This window comes from Parvibaculum sp. (genome assembly GCF_030694575.1).
Classification (GTDB): Bacteria; Pseudomonadota; Alphaproteobacteria; order Parvibaculales; family Parvibaculaceae; genus Parvibaculum.
Map to the genome: position 1 here is coordinate 1 of NZ_JAUYUS010000128.1, position 18,299 is coordinate 18,299.

Annotated in this window: 20 protein-coding genes; 5 read left to right on the forward strand and 15 right to left on the reverse strand. The window is 66.8% G+C overall.

The annotated features are described in order from the left end of the window. Window positions 1-36: 36 nt before the first annotated feature. Window positions 37-1,320 carry a phosphoribosylamine--glycine ligase gene (gene purD, locus Q8S60_RS17965; RefSeq protein WP_305276095.1) on the reverse strand — a complete coding sequence of 428 codons (1,284 nt, stop codon included), beginning with the start codon at window positions 1,318-1,320 and terminating at the stop codon, window positions 37-39. Window positions 1,321-1,449: 129 nt separating this feature from the next. On the opposite strand from purD, the gene xseA reads away from it, so the two are divergent. Genes xseA through Q8S60_RS17980 form a run of 3 tightly spaced genes read left to right on the forward strand, consistent with a single transcriptional unit; the run spans window position 1,450 to window position 4,001 of the window. Next, entirely contained in the window at window positions 1,450-2,883 is a 1,434-nt protein-coding gene (gene xseA / locus Q8S60_RS17970) for an exodeoxyribonuclease VII large subunit (protein WP_305276096.1), read from the forward strand. A gap of 45 nt (window positions 2,884-2,928) precedes the next feature. Further along, window positions 2,929-3,147 (forward strand): DUF2093 domain-containing protein, encoded by a 219-nt coding sequence (locus Q8S60_RS17975; RefSeq protein ID WP_305276097.1) that lies wholly within the window; start codon window positions 2,929-2,931, stop codon window positions 3,145-3,147. After that, window positions 3,144-4,001: a M23 family metallopeptidase gene (locus Q8S60_RS17980; protein WP_305668759.1), complete on the forward strand. Its 858-nt coding sequence runs from the start codon at window positions 3,144-3,146 to the stop codon at window positions 3,999-4,001. Before Q8S60_RS17975 ends, Q8S60_RS17980 begins: the two co-directional genes overlap by 4 nt. Here the strand turns inward: Q8S60_RS17980 and Q8S60_RS17985 are convergent. The 10 genes from Q8S60_RS17985 to Q8S60_RS18030 form a co-directional block, all read right to left on the reverse strand. Continuing rightward, a complete protein-coding gene (locus tag Q8S60_RS17985) occupies window positions 3,998-4,903 on the reverse strand; it encodes a lysophospholipid acyltransferase family protein (RefSeq protein WP_305668760.1) in 906 nt (301 codons plus the stop codon). The two genes, Q8S60_RS17980 and Q8S60_RS17985, sit on opposite strands and share 4 nt — an antisense overlap. A 48-nt stretch (window positions 4,904-4,951) precedes the next feature. Further along, window positions 4,952-5,980, reverse strand: coding sequence for a tetraacyldisaccharide 4'-kinase (gene lpxK / locus Q8S60_RS17990; protein WP_305668761.1), 1,029 nt, complete (start codon window positions 5,978-5,980; stop codon window positions 4,952-4,954). Next, the gene (locus Q8S60_RS17995; RefSeq protein ID WP_305276104.1) at window positions 5,973-7,283 is read right to left on the reverse strand and encodes a 3-deoxy-D-manno-octulosonic acid transferase; all 1,311 of its coding nucleotides are present in this window, start codon (window positions 7,281-7,283) and stop codon (window positions 5,973-5,975) included. The genes lpxK and Q8S60_RS17995 overlap by 8 nt, the downstream gene beginning before the upstream one ends. A 16-nt stretch (window positions 7,284-7,299) precedes the next feature. After that, the gene (locus tag Q8S60_RS18000; protein WP_305276105.1) at window positions 7,300-8,046 is read right to left on the reverse strand and encodes a lysophospholipid acyltransferase family protein; all 747 of its coding nucleotides are present in this window, start codon (window positions 8,044-8,046) and stop codon (window positions 7,300-7,302) included. A 6-nt stretch (window positions 8,047-8,052) separates the two neighbouring features. Then, a complete protein-coding gene (locus tag Q8S60_RS18005; protein ID WP_305276106.1) occupies window positions 8,053-9,939 on the reverse strand; it encodes an ABC transporter ATP-binding protein in 1,887 nt (628 codons plus the stop codon). A 123-nt stretch (window positions 9,940-10,062) separates the two neighbouring features. Next, on the reverse strand, window positions 10,063-10,584 hold the full coding sequence (locus Q8S60_RS18010; protein ID WP_305668762.1) for a TspO/MBR family protein: 522 nt from the start codon (window positions 10,582-10,584) through the stop codon (window positions 10,063-10,065). Then, window positions 10,574-10,810 (reverse strand): DUF4170 domain-containing protein, encoded by a 237-nt coding sequence (locus tag Q8S60_RS18015; RefSeq protein WP_305276108.1) that lies wholly within the window; start codon window positions 10,808-10,810, stop codon window positions 10,574-10,576. The genes Q8S60_RS18010 and Q8S60_RS18015 overlap by 11 nt, the downstream gene beginning before the upstream one ends. Window positions 10,811-10,884: 74 nt before the next feature. Beyond that, the gene (locus Q8S60_RS18020; protein WP_305276109.1) at window positions 10,885-11,691 is read right to left on the reverse strand and encodes a 3'(2'),5'-bisphosphate nucleotidase CysQ; all 807 of its coding nucleotides are present in this window, start codon (window positions 11,689-11,691) and stop codon (window positions 10,885-10,887) included. After that, complete coding sequence (locus Q8S60_RS18025; RefSeq protein ID WP_305276110.1) at window positions 11,678-13,042, reverse strand: TldD/PmbA family protein; 1,365 nt, start codon at window positions 13,040-13,042, stop codon at window positions 11,678-11,680. The genes Q8S60_RS18020 and Q8S60_RS18025 overlap by 14 nt, the downstream gene beginning before the upstream one ends. 30 nt (window positions 13,043-13,072) lie before the next feature. Then, the gene (locus tag Q8S60_RS18030; protein WP_305276111.1) at window positions 13,073-13,477 is read right to left on the reverse strand and encodes an MAPEG family protein; all 405 of its coding nucleotides are present in this window, start codon (window positions 13,475-13,477) and stop codon (window positions 13,073-13,075) included. A gap of 109 nt (window positions 13,478-13,586) precedes the next feature. Here Q8S60_RS18030 and Q8S60_RS18035 point away from each other — a divergent pair, with 109 nt between their 5' ends. Next, window positions 13,587-14,105 (forward strand): macro domain-containing protein, encoded by a 519-nt coding sequence (locus Q8S60_RS18035; protein WP_305276112.1) that lies wholly within the window; start codon window positions 13,587-13,589, stop codon window positions 14,103-14,105. Window positions 14,106-14,107: 2 nt separating this feature from the next. On the opposite strand, the gene arfB is transcribed toward Q8S60_RS18035, so the two are convergent. Genes arfB through Q8S60_RS18050 form a run of 3 tightly spaced genes read right to left on the reverse strand, consistent with a single transcriptional unit; the run spans window position 14,108 to window position 16,705 of the window. Then, complete coding sequence (arfB, locus tag Q8S60_RS18040) at window positions 14,108-14,530, reverse strand: alternative ribosome rescue aminoacyl-tRNA hydrolase ArfB (RefSeq protein WP_305276113.1); 423 nt, start codon at window positions 14,528-14,530, stop codon at window positions 14,108-14,110. Beyond that, complete coding sequence (locus Q8S60_RS18045; protein WP_305276115.1) at window positions 14,527-15,171, reverse strand: GNAT family N-acetyltransferase; 645 nt, start codon at window positions 15,169-15,171, stop codon at window positions 14,527-14,529. The genes arfB and Q8S60_RS18045 overlap by 4 nt, the downstream gene beginning before the upstream one ends. Window positions 15,172-15,178: 7 nt before the next feature. Next, window positions 15,179-16,705: a UbiD family decarboxylase gene (locus tag Q8S60_RS18050; RefSeq protein WP_305668763.1), complete on the reverse strand. Its 1,527-nt coding sequence runs from the start codon at window positions 16,703-16,705 to the stop codon at window positions 15,179-15,181. Window positions 16,706-16,905: 200 nt separating this feature from the next. Between Q8S60_RS18050 and Q8S60_RS18055 the strand changes: the two genes are divergently transcribed. Continuing rightward, a complete protein-coding gene (locus Q8S60_RS18055) occupies window positions 16,906-17,511 on the forward strand; it encodes a DUF6101 family protein (protein ID WP_305276119.1) in 606 nt (201 codons plus the stop codon). A gap of 1 nt (window position 17,512) precedes the next feature. Here the strand turns inward: Q8S60_RS18055 and Q8S60_RS18060 are convergent. Continuing rightward, on the reverse strand, window positions 17,513-18,299 hold a 787-nt coding region (locus Q8S60_RS18060), incomplete at its 5' end, for an enoyl-CoA hydratase (RefSeq protein WP_371134396.1).

Below are 18,299 nucleotides of genomic sequence, written 5' to 3' on the forward strand. Positions count from 1 at the left end.
GGCTGATGCGCCTCCATCGTCATCTCGAAATCATCCTCACGCATTCTGCTTTTCGCGCTCGATGGCGCGGTAGCCGATGTCCTTGCGGCAGAAGCCTTGCGGCCAGTCGATTTTCGCGACGGCGCGGTAGGCGCGGGCCTGTGCTTCGGCCGTGGTGGCGCCGGTCGCGGTGACGTTCAGCACGCGGCCGCCGGTGGCGTAGATTTTCCCACCCTCGGCCTTCGTGCCGGCATGGAAAATCTCGACGCCTGCTTCCGCGCCCGCTTCCGCGAGGCCATTTATCTCGGTGTTCTTTTTATAGTCGCCCGGATAGCCCTCCGCCGCCATGACGACGGTGAGCGCGACTTCGTCCTTCCAGTGGCATTCGGCATCGGCGAGCGTGCCGTCATGGCTGGCGATGAGGAGTGGCAGCACGTCGGAGGCGAGGCGCATCATCAGCACCTGTGTTTCCGGATCGCCGAAGCGGGCATTGTATTCGATGAGCTTGGGGCCGTCCTTCGTGATCATGAGGCCGGCATAAAGAACGCCCTTGAAGGGCGTGCCGCGCGCGCGCATGGCAGCGACGGTCGGCTCGACGATGTCCTTCATCGCGCGGGCGGACAAAGCGGGCGTCATGACGGGGGCGGGCGAATAGGCCCCCATGCCGCCGGTATTCGGGCCCTCGTCATTGTCGAAGACGCGCTTGTGATCCTGCGCGGTCGCGAGCGCCAGCACATAATCGCCGTCGCAAAGCGCGAAGAAGCTCGCCTCTTCGCCTTCGAGGAATTCCTCGACCACGACTTCGGCACCCGCGGCGCCGAATCGGCCGGAGAAAATCTCGTCCACGGCGGCGACGGCCTCCGCTTCCGTCATGGCGACGGTGACGCCCTTGCCGGCGGCGAGGCCGTCCGCCTTGACGACGATGGGCGCGCCTTTTTCCGCGATGAAGGAGCGGGCGGCGGCGGCGTCCGAAAAGCGGCCATAGGCGGCGGTCGGGATGCCGTATTCGGCGCAGAGGTCCTTGGTGAAGCCCTTGGAGCCCTCGAGCTGCGCGGCGGCGGCGGAGGGGCCGAAGCTCCCGATTCCCTCGGCGTCGAGCCGGTCGACCAGGCCGTTCACCAGCGGATCCTCCGGCCCGACCACGACGAAGCCGATTTTTTTCTCGCGGACGAAGGCGACGATGGCGTCGAAATCATTGGGCGACAGGGGCACGCAGTCGGCGACGGCCGCGATGCCGCCATTGCCGGGTGCGCAGTAAAGCACGTCGCAGAGGGGGCTTTTCCGGATCGCCCAGCACAGCGCATGCTCCCGGCCGCCCGAGCCGATAACGAGGATATTCATGGCTTGGCCCGTGTCCCTTGAGGTAAAGCGGCTCCGGCCCCCCTTGGGGGTGGGGCGCGAAGGGGTTCCCTTGTAACATGGGGGTCACACAGGGCAAACCTTACCGCCCGCCGACCTGAAAGCCCCTTTATGTCCCCTTCGGAAACCGCAAATCCCGCCGCCAACAACGCCCATGAATTCTCGGTCAGCGAGATTTCCTTCGCCCTGAAACGGACCGTGGAGGAGACCTTCGGCCATGTCCGCGTGCGCGGCGAGATTACGGGATATCGGGGGCCGCATTCCTCCGGCCATTGCTATTTCGGCCTGAAGGACGACAAGGCGCGGATGGACGCCGTGATCTGGAAAGGGAATTTCGGCAAGCTCCGCTTCAAGCCCGAAGAGGGCATGGAGGTGATCGCGACGGGGAAGCTCACGACCTATCCGGGCAGCTCCAAATACCAGATCGTGATCGAGCATCTGGAGCCCGCCGGCGTGGGCGCGCTGATGGCGCTGCTGGAGGAGCGGCGGAAGAAGCTGGCGGCGGAAGGATTGTTCGCCGCGGAGCGGAAGCGCCCGCTGCCGTTTCTCCCCGAGGTGATCGGCGTGGTGACGAGCCCGACGGGCGCGGTCATCCGCGACATTCTCCACCGGTTGCAGGACCGCTTCCCGCGCCACGTCGTCGTCTGGCCGGTGCGCGTGCAGGGCGAGACGAGCGCGGGCGAGGTCGCCGCCGCGATTCGCGGCTTCAATGCGATGGAGAAGGGCGGGCGCATTCCGAGGCCCGATTTGCTGATCGTCGCGCGGGGCGGCGGCTCGATCGAGGACCTCTGGTCGTTCAACGAGGAGATCGTGGTGCGGGCGGCGGCGGAAAGCGCGATCCCGCTGATTTCGGCCGTCGGCCACGAGACCGACACGACGCTGATCGACTTCGCCTCCGACCGCCGCGCGCCGACGCCGACGGCCGCCGCCGAAATGGCGGTGCCGGTGCGGGCGGAACTGATCGCCGATGTGCGGGACAAGGGCACGCGGCTGATGCGCTGCGAGACGCGCGTGATCGAGGGCTACCGCACCCAGTTGCGCGGGCTCGCGCGGGGCCTGCCGAAACTGCAGGACCTGATCGCCCTGCCGCGCCAGCGCTTCGACACGGCATCGGACCGGCTGGCGCGCGCGCTGACACGCGCGGCGGAGGTGAAGCGTGCGCGGTTGAGCCGCGTGGAGGGACGGCTGTCCGAGCGGCCGATAAGGCTGCGGATAACGAATGAGCGCAAGGCGCTGCCGCAACTGCTGGAACGGCTGACGCGGGCGGAACGGCGCCGGGTCGCCGACCTTGCCCGCTCGCTCGACGGCTGCGCGAAGCTGCTGGAAAGCTACTCCTATCATGGCGTGCTGAAACGCGGCTACGCGGTGGTGCGCGACGAGGCGGGCAAGCCGATCCGCGCCGCGGCGGGACAGGCGGCGGGCGCGCGGCTCGAGATCGAATTCGCCGACGACCGGCTGGACGCGGTGGTCGCCCCCGGCGGAACCGTGACGCCGCGAAAGGCGCCGCCGAAAAAGACCGAAGGCGGCCAAGGCAGCCTGCTTTGATTGGAACGATCTGCCGCGCTATGGTGCGCGGATGAGGATTTACGGATGAACAGAATAGATAAAATAGGCGGCGGCCAGGCCGAACTCGTTTATGGCGACGGTGAATTCCATGTCGTGCGCGCGGGCAGCTATGTGCTCTGCGCCGTGACGGGCGCGCGCATCCCGCTCGACGAGCTGCGCTACTGGAGCGTCGACCTGCAGGAAGCCTATGCGACCCCGGAAGCTTCGCTGAAGCGCGTGGTCGAAAGGAAGAGCGCCGAATGAGGCGCGCCGGGGCGTTTCTCCTCGGTCTTCTTTTCATGGCCTCCTTTCCAGTCGCCATGCCGGCTCTCGCCGATACGCCGCTCGACCTGCGCGGGCGGATGGAGCAGGGCGGGCTTGTCGTCGGGCAGGCGGCACCGGGCGCAAAGGCGACGCTCGACGGCATGGCGCTCGATGTCGATGAAGCGGGCACCTTCGCCTTCGGTTTCGACCGCGATCACGGGGCCCAAGCGAAACTCAACGTGACTTATGCCGACGGCTCGACCGTGGAGCGGCTGCTCGCGGTCAAGGCGCGCGAGTGGCAGATCCAGCGCGTCGAAGGCGTGCCGCAGAAATTCGTCTCGCCGCCGCCGGAAGCCATGGCGCAGATCGCGCGCAGCACGGCGCTGAAAGACGAGGCGCGCAAGACACGCGCGGCGGGCACCGACTTCACCGGGGAATTCATCTGGCCGGCGACGGGACCGATCTCCGGCGTCTTCGGGTCGCAACGCTATTACAATGGCGAGCCGCGCCGCCCTCACTACGGCGTCGATGTCGCGGCGCCGACGGGAACGCCGATCCGCGCCCCGGCGGCGGGCATCGTGACGCTCGCCTCGGAGGAAATGTATTTCGAGGGCGGGCTCATCTTCCTCGATCACGGGCAGGGCGTAACGAGCCTGATGATGCATATGAGCCGCATCGACGTGAAAGCGGGCCAGCGCGTTGCGCAGGGCGACGTGCTCGGCGCGGTCGGCGGCACGGGCCGCGCGACGGGGCCGCATCTTCATTGGGGACTGTACTGGCGGGGCGCCTGGCTCGATCCGCAATTGCTGGTCGGACCGATGGAAGAAGCGATCGCGGCGAGCGGCGGCAACTAGGCGTTCCGCGTCGCGCCTGCCGGCCACCTGTTGTGCAGCCAGAGCCAATCCTGCGGACGCTCGCGGATGCGCGCCTCCAGAAAATCGTTCAGCTCTTGCGTGATGCGCAGCACTTCCTCGAAGGGCTCCGCGCCCGCCCGCGCGGTGATCGGGTTGTAGACCGTGACCCGGAAATGCGCGCCCCCGAGGCGTTCGATGCAGGCGGGTACGACGGGCACATTGTAGCGCACGGCAAGGCCCGCCGGCGCGGTGGCCGTCATCGCGCGCAGGCCGAACAGCCGCGCCTCCACGCCGTCGTTCATCTTCTGGTCCGCCAGCATCGCGACGAACTTGTTTTCCTGCATCAGGCGGACGATGAGGCGCGCGCCCACGCTGCCTTTCGGAATTTGCGTGGCGCCGCCCGTGATGCTCTCCCGCAGGGAAACCATCCACTCGTTGACGAAGGGGTTGTTGGCGTGGCGGTAGACCTCGCCGCCCTCCATGTTCTCGAGCCGCATGACGACGGGAAGAAGCTCCCAGTTCGCGAAATGGCCGGAAACGAAGACGCCGCCGCCGCCCGATGCCGCAACCGATCGCAACGCGCCCGCATCGACGACTTCGATGCGGTGCCGCTCCTCCGGCAGGGCGAAACGCTCCAGATGCGCATATTCGGCGATGGTGCGGCCGAGATTGTCCCACATGCCGGTGACGATGTTCTCGATTTCCGACGGAGACAGCTCCGGCATGGCAAGCGCGATATTCCTGCGCGCCCTGCCGGTGACGCCGAACAGGGGACCGACGGTGCGGCCAAGCCATCCGCCCACGGCGGAAGCGCGGTCGAGACCGAACGCGCCGAAAAAGGCGAGCGACGCCTTGAGGCCGGCATATTCGAGCAGGTGGACGATCTTGGTTTTCAGGGCCATGCGGTCCGGCGCGTTTCGTCTTGTTCGTGTTGCAGGCTTATAGCAGCTTCAGCGCCGCCGCGCGCGTATGACCGCGTCGTTGACGAGAACCATCAGGTTGTCGATGCCGTCGATCAGCGCGCGGACGGGAAGGCGGATCGCCGCCTCGTTGAGCCGCCAGCGGGCGCTCGCGACCGGGGCATGGGTGAGACGCGCGGCGTCCTTCTCGGTGGTGACGAGCCGCGCCCCAAGCTCGCGCGCGCGCACCAGCAGCCGGAGCGCATCGCTTTCGCTGAACATGTGGTGATCGGGGAAGGAAACCGTCTCGGTGAGTTCGGCGCCAAGCTCGCGCAACGTCCGGTAGAATTTTTCCGGCCGCCCGATGCCCGCGAAGGCGATGAGGGGACCGTCGCCGAAATCCGGTGCCACGGCGGGACGCACGATCGAATTGAAAACGGGGATACCGCGCGCACGGGCGCGCGCCGCGATGCCGTCGCCCGCGTGGCCGCGGCCCGTGAGGATGAGGGCGTTGGTGCGGGCAAGCGCGTCGTCCATCCGCTCGCGCAGGGGACCCGCCGGAATGAGGCGGCCATTGCCGAGGCCGGTTGCGGCGTCGACGACGAGAATGGAAAAATCCTTCACGAGGCTCGGATTCTGGAAGCCGTCATCCATGACGATGAGGCCCGCGCCGCCGCGCACCGCCGCCGCTGCGCCCTCGGGCCGGTTGGCCGCTACCCAGGCCGGCGCGGCGGCCGCGAGCAACAGCGGCTCGTCGCCGACATCGACGGCGCCGTGACGCAACGGATCGACGCGGATCGGACCGAGTTCGCGGCCGCCATAACCGCGCGTGAGGAAATGAACCTTCTCGCCTTTCGCGATCAGCCGCTCCGCCATGGTGAGCGCGACCGGCGTCTTGCCCGCGCCGCCCGCCGTGAGGTTGCCGATGCAGATGACAGGCACCGCGCCGCGTTCGGGCGTGACGAAGCCGCGCCGCAGCCGGCCGGCGAGACCGTAGAGATAGCCGGCGGGCGCGAGCAGCCGCGCGGCGAGCGGGGCGCCGTTGCGGCGCGCGGGATACCAGAAGCCCGGTTCACGCATGGCCGGTGCTCCTTTCGATGCCGCGAGGCAGGAGCCGCAGCAGCGCATCGAGCGTGCGGTCCGTGGCGCCGCTGTCGGCGCAGGCGATTTCCCTCGCGGCGAGAGAGAGGCGCTTTCGCTCCGTCTCTCCGGCGAGAAGACGGCCGATCGCGGCGGGAAGGTCCGCGGGCCCGGCAATGCGGATCATCGCGCCGCCCGCCTCGAAGGCCGCATAGGCTTCCGCGAAATTGAAGTCGCAGGGACCGGTAACCAGGGCGCAATCGAGCCGCGCCGCCTCGAAGGGGTTGTGGCCGCCGGTCTCGTCCAGCGTGCCGCCGATGAAGGCGATGCCGGCGAGATTGTAGAAGAGACCCATCTCGCCCAGCGTGTCGCCGAGATAGACCTGCGTCTCGGGCGCGATGCTGTCGCCTGCCGAACGGCATGCGACGGCGAGGCCCATCGCCGCAAGTTCGGCGGCGATGGCGGGCCCGCGCGCGGGATGACGCGGCACGATCACCGTCAGGAGGCCGGGATGCGCCGCCGCGAGCGCGAGATGCGCTTCCGCCGCCGCGCGCTCCTCGCCTTCATGCGTGTTGCTTGCAAGCCAGAGCGGGCGTCCGCCGACCTCGGCACGCAAACGGGCGAGAGCTTCCGCATCGTGTTCGAGCGGCGCCGCGTCGTGCTTCAGATTGCCGGGCTCCTCCACATGGATCGCGCCGAGGCTGCGAAGACGTTCGGCGCTCGCACGATCCTGCGCCATCAGCAGGGTGAAGCGCGACAGCAGGTTGGCGATGAAACGCGGCGCACGCATCCAGCTTCGCCACGAACGCTCGGTGATGCGGGCGTTGACGAGCGCCAGCGGAATATTCCGCTCATGCGCGAGGACGATGAGGTTGGGCCAGAATTCGGATTCGACCCAGACCGCGAGGCCGGGCCGCCAGAAATCCAGAAAGCGCGCGCAATAGCCGGGATGGTCGAGCGGCACGAACTGGTGGAAGGCGCCCGTGGGCAGCCGCGCCGCCATCAGCTTTGCCGATGTGATCGTGCCCGTCGTCACCAGCACATGGAGGCCGGGCACGGCGGCGATGAGGCGCTCCGTCAACGGAAGAATGGAAAGGGATTCGCCGATGCTCGCCGCGTGAAGCCAGACGAGGGGACCGGAAGGCCGCGCGCGTGACGCGACCCCGAGACGCTCGGCGATCCGCCCGGCGTCTTCCTTGCCGCGGGCCTTGCGGCGGGCGAGGAACCAGGGCACGGCGGGCGCGAGCGCATATGTCATCGCCTTGTAGGCGATGAGGGCGGGCGAGTGCGGATTGGCCTTCATATGGGAGAACGGCGGCTCAATGCGCCACCGCTCCCTCGTCCCGCTGCAGCGGCGCGCGGCCGACCATGCGTTCGGCTTCCGCCGCGACGGCGTTGAGCCCGCTCTCGACGAGTTGCCGGGCCGCTTCGATCTCGTCGTCATCGGCATCGCGGGCGACATAGATCGGTTCGCCCCAGACGACGGCGCCCTTCGAGAACGGCAGGTTGATCGTGAAGCTGTCCCAGTTGTTGAGCCTGATGCGCGCGCGGGTGGTGGCCGCGACGGGCACGATGGGCCGCCCGGAAAGACGCGCCAGCATGACGATGCCCTCGCCCGCGCGGCGGGCCGGGCCGGGCGGCAGGTCCGCCGTGAGCGCGACCGAAATATTCTCGCCGAGCGCGCGCACCATGGCGCGCAACGCGCCCGCGCCGCCCTTGCCCTTCTGCTTGTAGGCCCGCTCCTCGCCCTTGGGCACGCCGGCGCCGCGGATCGTACCGACGCCGAGGAAGCGCATGGTGTTGGCGACGATCTCGCCATCGCCATGCTTCGAGACGAGGACACGCACCTCGCGCCAGTTGTGCCAGAAGCAGGGCAGGATCATGTTCTGGCCGTGCCAGCTCGTCGCAACGAAGGGCTTGTCGTCGGACCAGAAGCGCGCGGCAATGTCGCCCCGGCGCACCTCGAAGCGGCCGGTGCGGCGGACGATGCGGATGAAGATCGAGATCAGCCAGGCGACGAAGGTCTGGAAGGTCTCGCTTCTGGTTATCTTCTTGCCGGCGGACATCGGATCCTATTCTCCCGCGACCGCTGCTTGAGGCGTCTTGGCCGAGGCGACGCTTCCGGCCGTCGGCTCCTCGATAAACTGGGAACGCGACAATTCCGCGTAGAGGCCGCCCTGCGCCACGAGCGCGTCGTGATTGCCTTGTTCGACGACACGGCCGTCGTCGATCACATAGATGTTGTGTGCATGCTTGATGGTGGAGAGCCGGTGCGCGATGACGAGCGTGGTGCGGCCCTGCATGAGCTTCGAGAGTGCGTTCTGAACCTGGAGTTCGGAGGCGGTGTCGAGCGCCGAGGTCGCTTCGTCGAGCAGCAGGATCGCGGCATTCTTCAGCATGGCGCGCGCGATGGCGATGCGCTGGCGCTGGCCGCCCGACAGTTTGAACCCGGCCTCGCCGACCGTCGTGTCGTAGCCCTTCGGCAGCGCGGCGATGAATTCATGCGCGGCGGCGTTGCGGGCCGCTGCCTCGATCTCGGCATCGCTCGCCTCGGGCGAGCCATAGGCGATGTTCGCCCTGATCGTGTCGTCGAAGAGGAACGGCTCCTGCGTGACGAGCGAACTTGCCGCGCGCAGCGAGCCGAGCGTCACCTCGCGGATGTCCTGCCCGTCGACGGTGACCCGGCCCGATGTCGGATCGTAGAAGCGGGGCACGAGATTGAGGATCGTGCTCTTGCCCGCGCCGGACGGTCCGACCAGCGCGACCGTATGCCCCTTCGGCACGTCGATGGAGACGCCGTTGAGCGCGGGCGTGCCGTCGCCGTAATGGAAATGGACATTCTCGAAACGGATGGCGCCGTCGGTGACTTTCAGCGTCTTCGCGTCTGCGGGGGAAGCGATGGTCGGCGTTATGTCGAGGATGGGGAAGATGCGGATCGCGGCGGCGACGCCTTCCTGCATCAGCGTCTGCGTGTTGGCGAGCTTCTTCAACGGTTCGTAGGCGAGCATCATGGCGGAGAGAAAGCCGCCGAGGTCGCCGATGGTGAGGAAGCCCGTCTGCACGCTGCGGCCGCCGAAATAGATGACGGCGGCGATGCCGATGCCCGACAGCGTGCCGGTGACGGGGCTCGCCATGGAGCGGCTCCGCATCGCGCGGAGGCCTTGTTCCATGACCTCGTAGACCGCGCGGCTGGTGCGCCGGATTTCGGTTTCTTCCTGATCGTAGGCTTTCACCACGCGGATGCCGCTGAGGGCTTCCGAGATCACGGCGACGAGATTGCCCGATCCCTCCATGCCGCGCCGTGCCGCCTTGCGCGACCGCCGGCCGAGCTGGCGCACGAGGATCGCGATGAAGGGAATGACCGCCGATCCCATCAGCGCGAGCTGCCAGTTGAGATAGAACATGGCGCCGATGAGGGCGATCACCGTCAGCAGGTTCTGCCCGAGGTCGATGACCGAGGTGGTGATGGAGTCGCGGACGCGCGAGGCGTCGTTGAGAAGGCTCGAGATGAACCGGCCGGAATGCGTGCCGCCGACCCAGGCAAGATCGGCATGCATGATGCGGCCGAACATGCGCTCCTGGATCGTCGCGACGATGCGCATGCCGATCGTGCTCATGTTCACCTTGGAGACATAGGTGGCGATGGCCTGAACGCCGGTTGCCGCGATTGCGCCGGCGGCGACCAGCATCAGCATCCAGGCATCCGAGCCGACGATATTGTCGAGCGCATGCTTGATGAGGAGCGGCAGGACGCCGGTGGCGCCCGCCACGATCACGCTGGCCAGGAGGGCGCTGACGGCGAGGCGCCAATGCGGCTTGAGGTATTCCCGCGCCATGCGGCCCACGACCTCGCCGGTGGTGAGTTCGGGCGGCCGCTCGGACAGCGGATTGGGCACGGAATCGGGACGATTGCCGGGGCTGTCGGGGCCGGGTCTGGGGTCGGTCTTCTCGCTCGGCATTCTGGCCTGTCTCTGTGGGGTCCGGGGCATCCGCGGTCGCGCGGACAATATCACGGGCCGCACCGTGCCGCCATAAAGGCAGCAAATGGTAAACGCCTCATCTAATTGGCATTTTTGCCTTTATCAAGCGTTCAGTAGCGCGATGGCGACGGTCAGGTAGGTGGCGAAGAGCGTCCAGGCGAGATAAGGCAGCATGAGCAGCGCCGCAAGCCGGCTCGCATGGAGAAAGGCCCAGATCGTCCCGGCGATGGCGACATCCAGCACCAGGATGACGGCGACGCCGAGAACGGGGCTCTTGAGCCCGAAAAAGACGATGCTCCAGGCGAGGTTGAGCGAAAGCTGAATGCCGAAGAGCGAAAGCGCGAAGCCTGCCTTGTCGAAGCTACCGGCGGCGCGCCAGACCAGCCATGCTGCGATCGCCATCATGAAATAGAGAAAATTCCAGACCACGGGAAAGACCCATGGGGCGGGCGTGAGGAAGGGTTTGGCGAGGCCGCCATACCAGCCGCCGACGCTGGTGGCCGTCACCGAACCGCCCGCCGCAGCGGTGACGAATACGATACCCAGAAAGATGAACAGGCAGCCGAGCGAGACGAGGGGGCTGGGACCGGCGGCGGGTGCGCGCCTTGTGGTTTCAGTGCTCATGCTCCCCCTCGTCCTCCGGGTCCATCAACCGGTGCAGATGGACGATGAAATATCGCATATGCGCGTTGTCGACGGTGCGCTGCGCCGCCGCCTTCCAGGCCCTGTGGGCGTCGGCATAGCTCGGGAAGATGCCCACGATGTCGAGCTTGTCCGTGTCCTTGAAGTCGTGACTTTCCAGATGGGTGAGCTCGCCGCCGAATACCAGATGGAGAAGCTGCTTCGTCATGGGGGACTCCGGACAGGTGGCGGTGGGGAATGCCGGACCGAATCCTAACACGCGATTCGCCCCGGCGGCGACGTCTAGCCCGGAAGTTTGACCGCGCCGACCCTGGCAAGCAGGGCCTCGTAGAGGGCGGGCCCGGCGGCGAGGAGGCTCGGGTGGCGGGTTGTCGGCCGGTTGTAGAGAAGGGCGGTGCCGTCATGCGTGGTCATGCGCCCGCCCGCCTCATGCAGGATGAGGTCGGCCGCGGCAAGATCCCAGTCGCTCTTGCCGTTGAGGGCAAGCGTGGCGTCGGCCTGCCCGCTGGCGACGAGGGCGATGCGGTAGGCGACGGAATTGCGGTCCGATACGTCCATGTCGGGCCAGGCTTCCTGCCATGCCGGATGCTTGAACATCGGCGCGAAGGCGATCATCCGGCAGCCTTCGACCTCCCGGCAGTCGCTGACCCGGATGGGCGCGCCGTTGAGCCTGGCGCCGCCGCCCTCGCTGGCCTCGAAGAACTCGTCGGTGGCGGGATTGAAGAGCGCGGCGAGGACGGGCCGCCCTTCGGTGACGAGCGCGGCGCAAATCGCGAAATGCGGCTTGCCCTTGGCGAAGGCGCGGGTGCCGTCGATCGGGTCCACCACCCAGACGAAGGGACGGGCGAGGCGCGAGGCGTCGTCCTCGGTCTCTTCCGACAGCCAGCCGTAATCCGGCCGCGCGCCCATGAGCCGCGAGCGGAGAAGATCGTTCACCGCGATGTCGGCCTCGGTGACGGGCGTGTCGTCATGCGCCTTCGACCATTTCTTGAGGTCGGTCTGATAGTAGCGCATGGCAAGCGCACCCGCTTCCCGCACGACGTCCTTCAGCAATGTGAAATCGGCGGTACGCGCCTCAGGTTCCGGCAACGGTCATGCCCTCGACGCGAACTGTGGGCGCATTGGTGCCGTGCTTGAACTCGAGATCGTCCGCCGGTGTCATATTGAGGAACATGTCCTTGAGATTTCCCGCGATGGTGATTTCGCTTACCGGATAGGCGAGCTCGCCGTTCTCGATCCAGAAGCCGGACGCGCCGCGGCTGTAGTCGCCCGTCACGCCGTTGACGCCCATGCCGATCATCTCGGTGACATAGAGCCCCTGCCTGATGCCGGCAATGAGTTCGGCGACGGAAAGGCAGCCCGCTTCCATGTAGAGATTGGTCGTGGAGGGCGAGGGCGGCCCGCCGGTGCCGCGCGCGGCATGGCCCGTCGTCGTGAGGCCGAGCTGGCGCGCGGTCGCCGTATCGAGCAGCCATGTGGTCAGCATCCCCGCCTCGATCAACGGCGTGCGACGGTTTCTCACACCCTCTCCGTCGAACGGCTTGGAACGCAGGCCGCGCTTCATGTGCGGATCGTCGACGACGGAAATTTCCCTGGAAAAGACCTGCTTGCCCATTTCGTTCTTGAGAAAGCTGGTGCCGCGCGCGATCGCGCCGCCGGAAATCGCGCCGGCGAAATGGCCGACAAGGCCGCCCGAGACGCGCGGATCGTAGATCACCGGCACGGATTGCGACTTCACCTTGCGCGGGTTGAGGCGGCGCACGGCTTTCTCGCCCGCCAGACGGCCGATCTTCGCGGCGCTGTCGAGATCGGCGCGGTGGCGCGCGCTCGCATGATCGTAATCGCGCTCCATCGCGGTGCCCTCGCCCGCCAGCACCGAGCAGGAGACGGAGCAGGACGTGCCCGCATAGGAGCCGGCAAAGCCCGCGCTGGTGACGAGCGCGACGCCGGAACGGCCCCAGCCGGCGCCCGCGCCGCTGGAATTGGTGACGCCCTTGACGGCGAGGGCGGCTTCTTCCGCTTCGGCCGCCAGCGCGGCAAGCTGTTCGGCGCTGGGCGGTGCCGATTTGTCCTCGATATCGAGGTCCGGCCAGTCGCGCGCGAGAAGCGAGGCATCGGCGAGGCCGCAATAAGGGTCTTCCGGCGCGACGCGCGCCATGGCGACTACGCGCTCGATCATCGGCCCGAGGGCGGCCTCGGAAATATCGGTCGAGGAGACCGTCGCCTGCCGCTTGCCCATGAAGACGCGCAGGCCAACATCGCGGCCTTCGGACCGCTCGACATCCTCAAGGTGCCCGAGCCGCCACGAGACGCCGAGCGACGTTCCTTCGAGCACGACCGCTTCCGCCGCCTCCGCCCCCGCCTTCCGCGCGCGGTCGACCAGCATGGCGGCAATGTCGAGCGTCGTTTCGGACGTTTGGGCGGCGGCGGAAGAGGTCATGAAAGAAAAGGTCCCCTGAGACGGTTGATTTCAGACGAGCGCATACCACAGGCAGCCGATGCCGGCGACCAGCAGCGCAATCCACGTCAGAAGCGTGCCGACCAGGCGCGGCGGCGTGGACTCGCCGGTACGCGAAACGCCGATGGCGTGGAGCACGCGGCCGATGGTGAGCGCGAGGCCGACGATGTGAAGGACATAGATCGAGGCGGCGAGCAGGTGAAGGACAACGAGGCCCACCAGCGCGATGGGCGTGTATTCCACGTTCACGATATGAGCGCGGCTCGCGTTGTAGAGTTTCTCGTCGTTGGCCGTGCCGGTCATCACATTGGAGCGAATGCGGTTCGCGGAGACGCGGTAGGCGAGGAAAAGATTGATGAGGATGTTGAGGCCGGCATAGACGCCGACAATGGCGAGCGACGCGGAATAGAATGTCATGGCTTCCTCCGGGGATGTGTCACGCGTTTTGAGGCTTGTGGCGCCCTTGTCGGCCGCGCCGGGGCATGATTCGCTTGGTACGGGGAGACGCTAGCACGGGAAAAACGCCATGACACCCGAAGGAACCGTCATCGAGGTCGAGGTCGGCGACATCACGAAGCTCGGCGTGGACGCCATTGTGAACGCAGCGAATGAGCGGCTGGCGCCCGGCGGCGGCGTTTGCGGTGCGATCTTCCGCGCGGCAGGGCCGGGACTGCCGGAGGAATGCCGCGCCCTTGGCGGCTGCCCGACCGGCGAGGCGCGGGTGACGGGCGGCTACAACCTGCCCGCAAAGTGGATCGTCCATGCGGTGGGCCCGGTCTGGCATGGCGGGGGCGAGGGCGAGGCGGCGCTGCTCGCGGGCTGCTACCGGAACGCGCTGGCATTGGCGGCGAAAAGGAGGCTGGAGACGATTGCCTTTCCCGCCATCTCGACCGGCATTTTCGGCTATCCGGCGGACGAGGCGGCGAAGGTTGCGGTGGCAGCCTGCCGCGACCATGCGGGGAGACATGAGTTTCCGAAGCGGATCGTCCTCGTCGCCTTCGACGAGACGCAGGCAAAACCGCTGAGGGAGGCTCTGGCGAACTGATTTCAGTCGTCGTTGGGACGCACGCTGCGCAACTTCTTCGTCGTGCCGCGCTTCACCTTCTCCTCGACGCGCTTTTGCTTCGCGGCGCGGCTCGGTTTCGTCGGCACACGGAATTTCGGCTGATGCGCGGCGGCGGCGATCATCTCGACCAGACGGTCCACCGCATCGCGGCGGTTTGCTTCCTGCGTGCGGAAGCGATTGGCCGTGATGACGATGACGCCGTCCTTGGTGAGCCGCGCGCCCGCGATGCGCTCCAGCCTCTCCTTGATGCGGCCGTTGAGCGAGGGCGAATTGCGAACATCGAAACGAAGCTGCGCGGCGCTCGACACCTTGTTGACATTCTGCCCGCCCGGCCCGCCCGCGCGGATATAGGTGATGGAGATTTCATCGTCGTCGATGGACAGCGCGTCTGTGACGGGGATCATGGGGCATCGCTCCCGGCATCCGGTACGATGAAGCCCATCCATACAGTGCCGAATTTTTCGGAGCGTTCGATCTCCGTGAAGCCATAGGCGTCGTAGAAGCGAAGCGCGCGGGTGTTTGCCATGCTGCAGCCGAGATGGATGCCGCGCGCGCCGGCTTCGCCGACCGCGCCGAGGAAGCGGCGGATCGCCCGCCGCCCGAGTTCGCGGCCCTGCAGACGCGGCAGAAGGTTGATGTGGAGATGCGCCGGGTAGGAGGCGACGATGCGTTCCGGGGTAACAAAAGGATTGTGGATGAGCCACGCACGCTGCTCGTCGGCAGTCCATGCGGTGGGCGTTTTGGATTCGGGCGCCGGGTAGCGTTCCCGCAACTTCGGCCACCATTCGGCTTCGAGCCGTGCTTCGAAGCGGCGCGTATCGGCCGTGCCGACGATGTATCCGCCGACACCTTGCTCGTCTTCCACGACGAAGGCGCATTGCGGCTCCAGCAGCGCGTAAGGTGCGGCATAGATATGACCGACCAGTTGCGGGTCTTCGTAAAGCGCGCTCGCATCCTGGCCGGCATCGCCGGTCGCGAGCGCGATGGCATAAAGCGCATCGAGATCGGAAGGTTGGAAGGGACGGATATCGGCTCGCGCGGTCATGCGGCGTTCATTTCCAGATCGGCTTGCCCGTGCCCGGCAGGCCGAGCTTCGACCACTTGTTCGTGACCGTGTCGATGACATCCTGATCCATGCGGATCTGGCGGCCCCATTCGCGCTTCGTCTCCGGCGGCCATTTGTTCGTCGCGTCGAGGCCGATCTTGCCGCCGAGGCCGCTCTCCGGCGAGGCGAAATCGAGATAGTCGATCGGCGTGTGCTCGACCAGCGTCACGTCGCGCACCGGGTCCATCCGTGTGCTGATCGCCCACATGACGTCCTTCCAGTCGCGCGCATTGATGTCGTCGTCCACCACGATGATCCATTTCGTATACATGAACTGCCGCAGATAGGACCACGCGCCCATCATCACGCGCTTGGCATGACCGGGATAGGCCTTCTTCATCGAGATGACGGCGATGCGGTAGGAGCAGCCTTCCGGCGGCAGCCAGAAATCCACGATCTCCGGAAACTGCTGCTGCAGCAGCGGAATGAAGACCTCGTTCAGTGCCTCGCCGAGCACGGAAGGCTCGTCCGGCGGCCGGCCGGTGAAGGTCGAGAGATAGATCGGGTCCTTCCGCATGGTGATCGCGGAGACGGTGAAGATCGGGAACTTCTCGACCGAGTTGTAGTAGCCGGTGTGGTCGCCGTAAGGGCCTTCGTCTTCGTAGTCGTCGAGCGAGACATGGCCCTCGATGACGATTTCGGCTTCGGCCGGCACCTTCAGCGGCACCGTCTTGCAATCCACAAGCTCGACCTTCCGGCCGCGCAGGAGGCCCGCGAACTGGTATTCCGAGAGCGTGTCGGGAACGGGCGTGACGGCGGCCAGGATGGTGCCGGGATCGGCACCGATGACGCAGGCAACGGGGAGCGGCTCGCGCTTCTCCTTCTTCCAGCGCGCGTGATGCTGCGCGCCGCCACGATGCGCCAGCCAGCGCATGATCGTCTTGTCGCGGCCGAGCACCTGCATCCGGTAGATGCCGAGATTGAAATCGTCTTCCTTCGTGCCCTTCGGCCCTTTGGTGACGACGAGCGGCCAGGTGATGAGCGGCGCGGGCTCGCCCGGCCAGCAGGTCTGGACGGGCAGGTCGTGGAGATTGATGTCGCTCCCCTTCAGCACCACCTCCTGGCAAGGGGCGGAGGAGAGCGTCTTCGGCTTCATGGCCATGACGGTCCGCAGCAGCGGCAGCATGGAGACGGCCTCGCGGAGGTCCCCCGGCGGCTCCGGCTGGCGCAGGAAGGCGAGCGCCTCGCCGACCTCGCGGAGGTCCTTTGCATGGCGGCGCTCGATGCCGCCCATCGTCACGCCGCGCGCGACCCGCTCGACCGTACCGAAGAGATTGACCAGCACCGGCATGGGCGAGGGGCGGCCATCGGCCATTTGAGCCTGCTCGAAAAGGACCGCGGGCCCCTGCTCGGCCAGCAGCCGGGTCTGGATTTCGGTCATCTCCAGAACGGTCGAAACGGGCTCCTTCACCCGGGCGAGGTCGCCGCTGGCATCGAGCATCGAGAGGAATTCGCGGAGGGAGGCGTAGGACATTGGCTGAGCTGGCTTTCCTGGGCGGTTGCGCGGGCGAGCATGCCGCAAAGAGGGCCCCCGGCCCAAGCGCCAAAGCCGCGGGGAGGGCGGGAAATTATGTGTCAGATCGGGCGAACCCGTTAACAGGCCGCCAACCCTTCCATGCCTAAGCTCCCCCGGAGATCGCCCAAAAAAGGGCGGACGCGCAATGGGAGCCGGTCTTGACGTCTGAGCAGGTAATGGAAGGCCGGAAACGGCAGAAGCGGATATGGCGCGGCGATGAGCTGGACGCCGACCCCTTCAACCTGCCCCAGGAAATTGCCGTGAAGGCAACCACCCTCTGGGGACGGCTTTTCGGCTTTATTCGCTTTGCCGAAATCCATAGCAACGTGATCGCGGTAAACGACAGTTCACCGATCCTCGGCCGTTTCGAATGGTCGGAGCCAGTCTCAGCCTATGAGGGAGTCGCCCTGCGTGTCGTCCCTTGTGACAAGAGGGCAACGAAATTCTTTGTCTTGGTGGAATTGAGCCACAACGGCAACGCGAGCCGGAATCTGATCCTTTATGCTGGCGAAGATGGGGTGGATGCGGCTGCACGGTGGCGCTCCTGGGGCCGCGTGCTGCATTTGCCGCTGCTGATCGAGGACCGGGAGGGAACGCTTCACCCGGCCGAACGCCGGCTGGGCGCCATTCAGGTTGGCGACCCGCAGCCTCATGCCGGTGCGAACCCGCTTTCGGCCCGGCGTCCGCTCACCTTCGGCCAGTCCGGTCAGGCCCGCCTCTGGGGCCGCCGTCTTGCCATGGGCGCAAGGCCTCTCGCCTACTGACCTAGCCCAGCTTCGAGAAATCCGGCGCCCGCTTCTCGAAGAAGGCGCTGATCGCTTCCTTCACCTCGTCCGAACGCAACTGCGCGCCGAAGACGCGGGCTTCCGCCTCGCGTGCCTCGCCGACGCGCGGACGGTCATTGTCCTTCAGCAGCGCCTTGGTCGCACGCACCGCATTGGGCGCCTTGGCGGCCAGCGCCTTGGCGCGGGCCAGCGCCTCGATGGGCAACTCGTTGTCGGGAAAGACATCCGCGACGAGGCCGATGGCTTCGGCCTTCTCCGCACCGAGCTTCTTGCCGGTGAGGAAAAGATCGGCCGCTTTCTGAATGCCGATCTGGCGCTGCAGGAGGAAGGTCGAGCCTGCTTCCGGCACGAGGCCGAGATTGACGAAGGGCATCTGGAAGGTCGCGCTCGCGCTCGCGTAAACGAGATCGCAGTGAAGCAGCATGGTGACGCCGACGCCGACCGCGAGCCCGTTCACCGCAGCGACGATCGGCTTTTCGGCATTGGCGAGGTTCTCAAGGAAGCGCGTCACATGCGGCTTTTCCTTCGGCTGCTGGTCCACGGGCGTCGTGCCGGCCTTGGCGAAGTCGCCGAGATCGTTGCCGGCCGTGAAGGAGCCGCCGGAGCCGGTATAGAGCGTGACGCGGATCTTCGGATCGGCATCCGCCGTCTCGATCGCGTCGGCCAGTACCTTGTACATCTCCGCCGTCAGCGCGTTCTTCTTGTCCGGGCGGTTCATGGTGACGATCTGGACACCGTCTTCGATGGTCACGAGCACATGGTCGGTC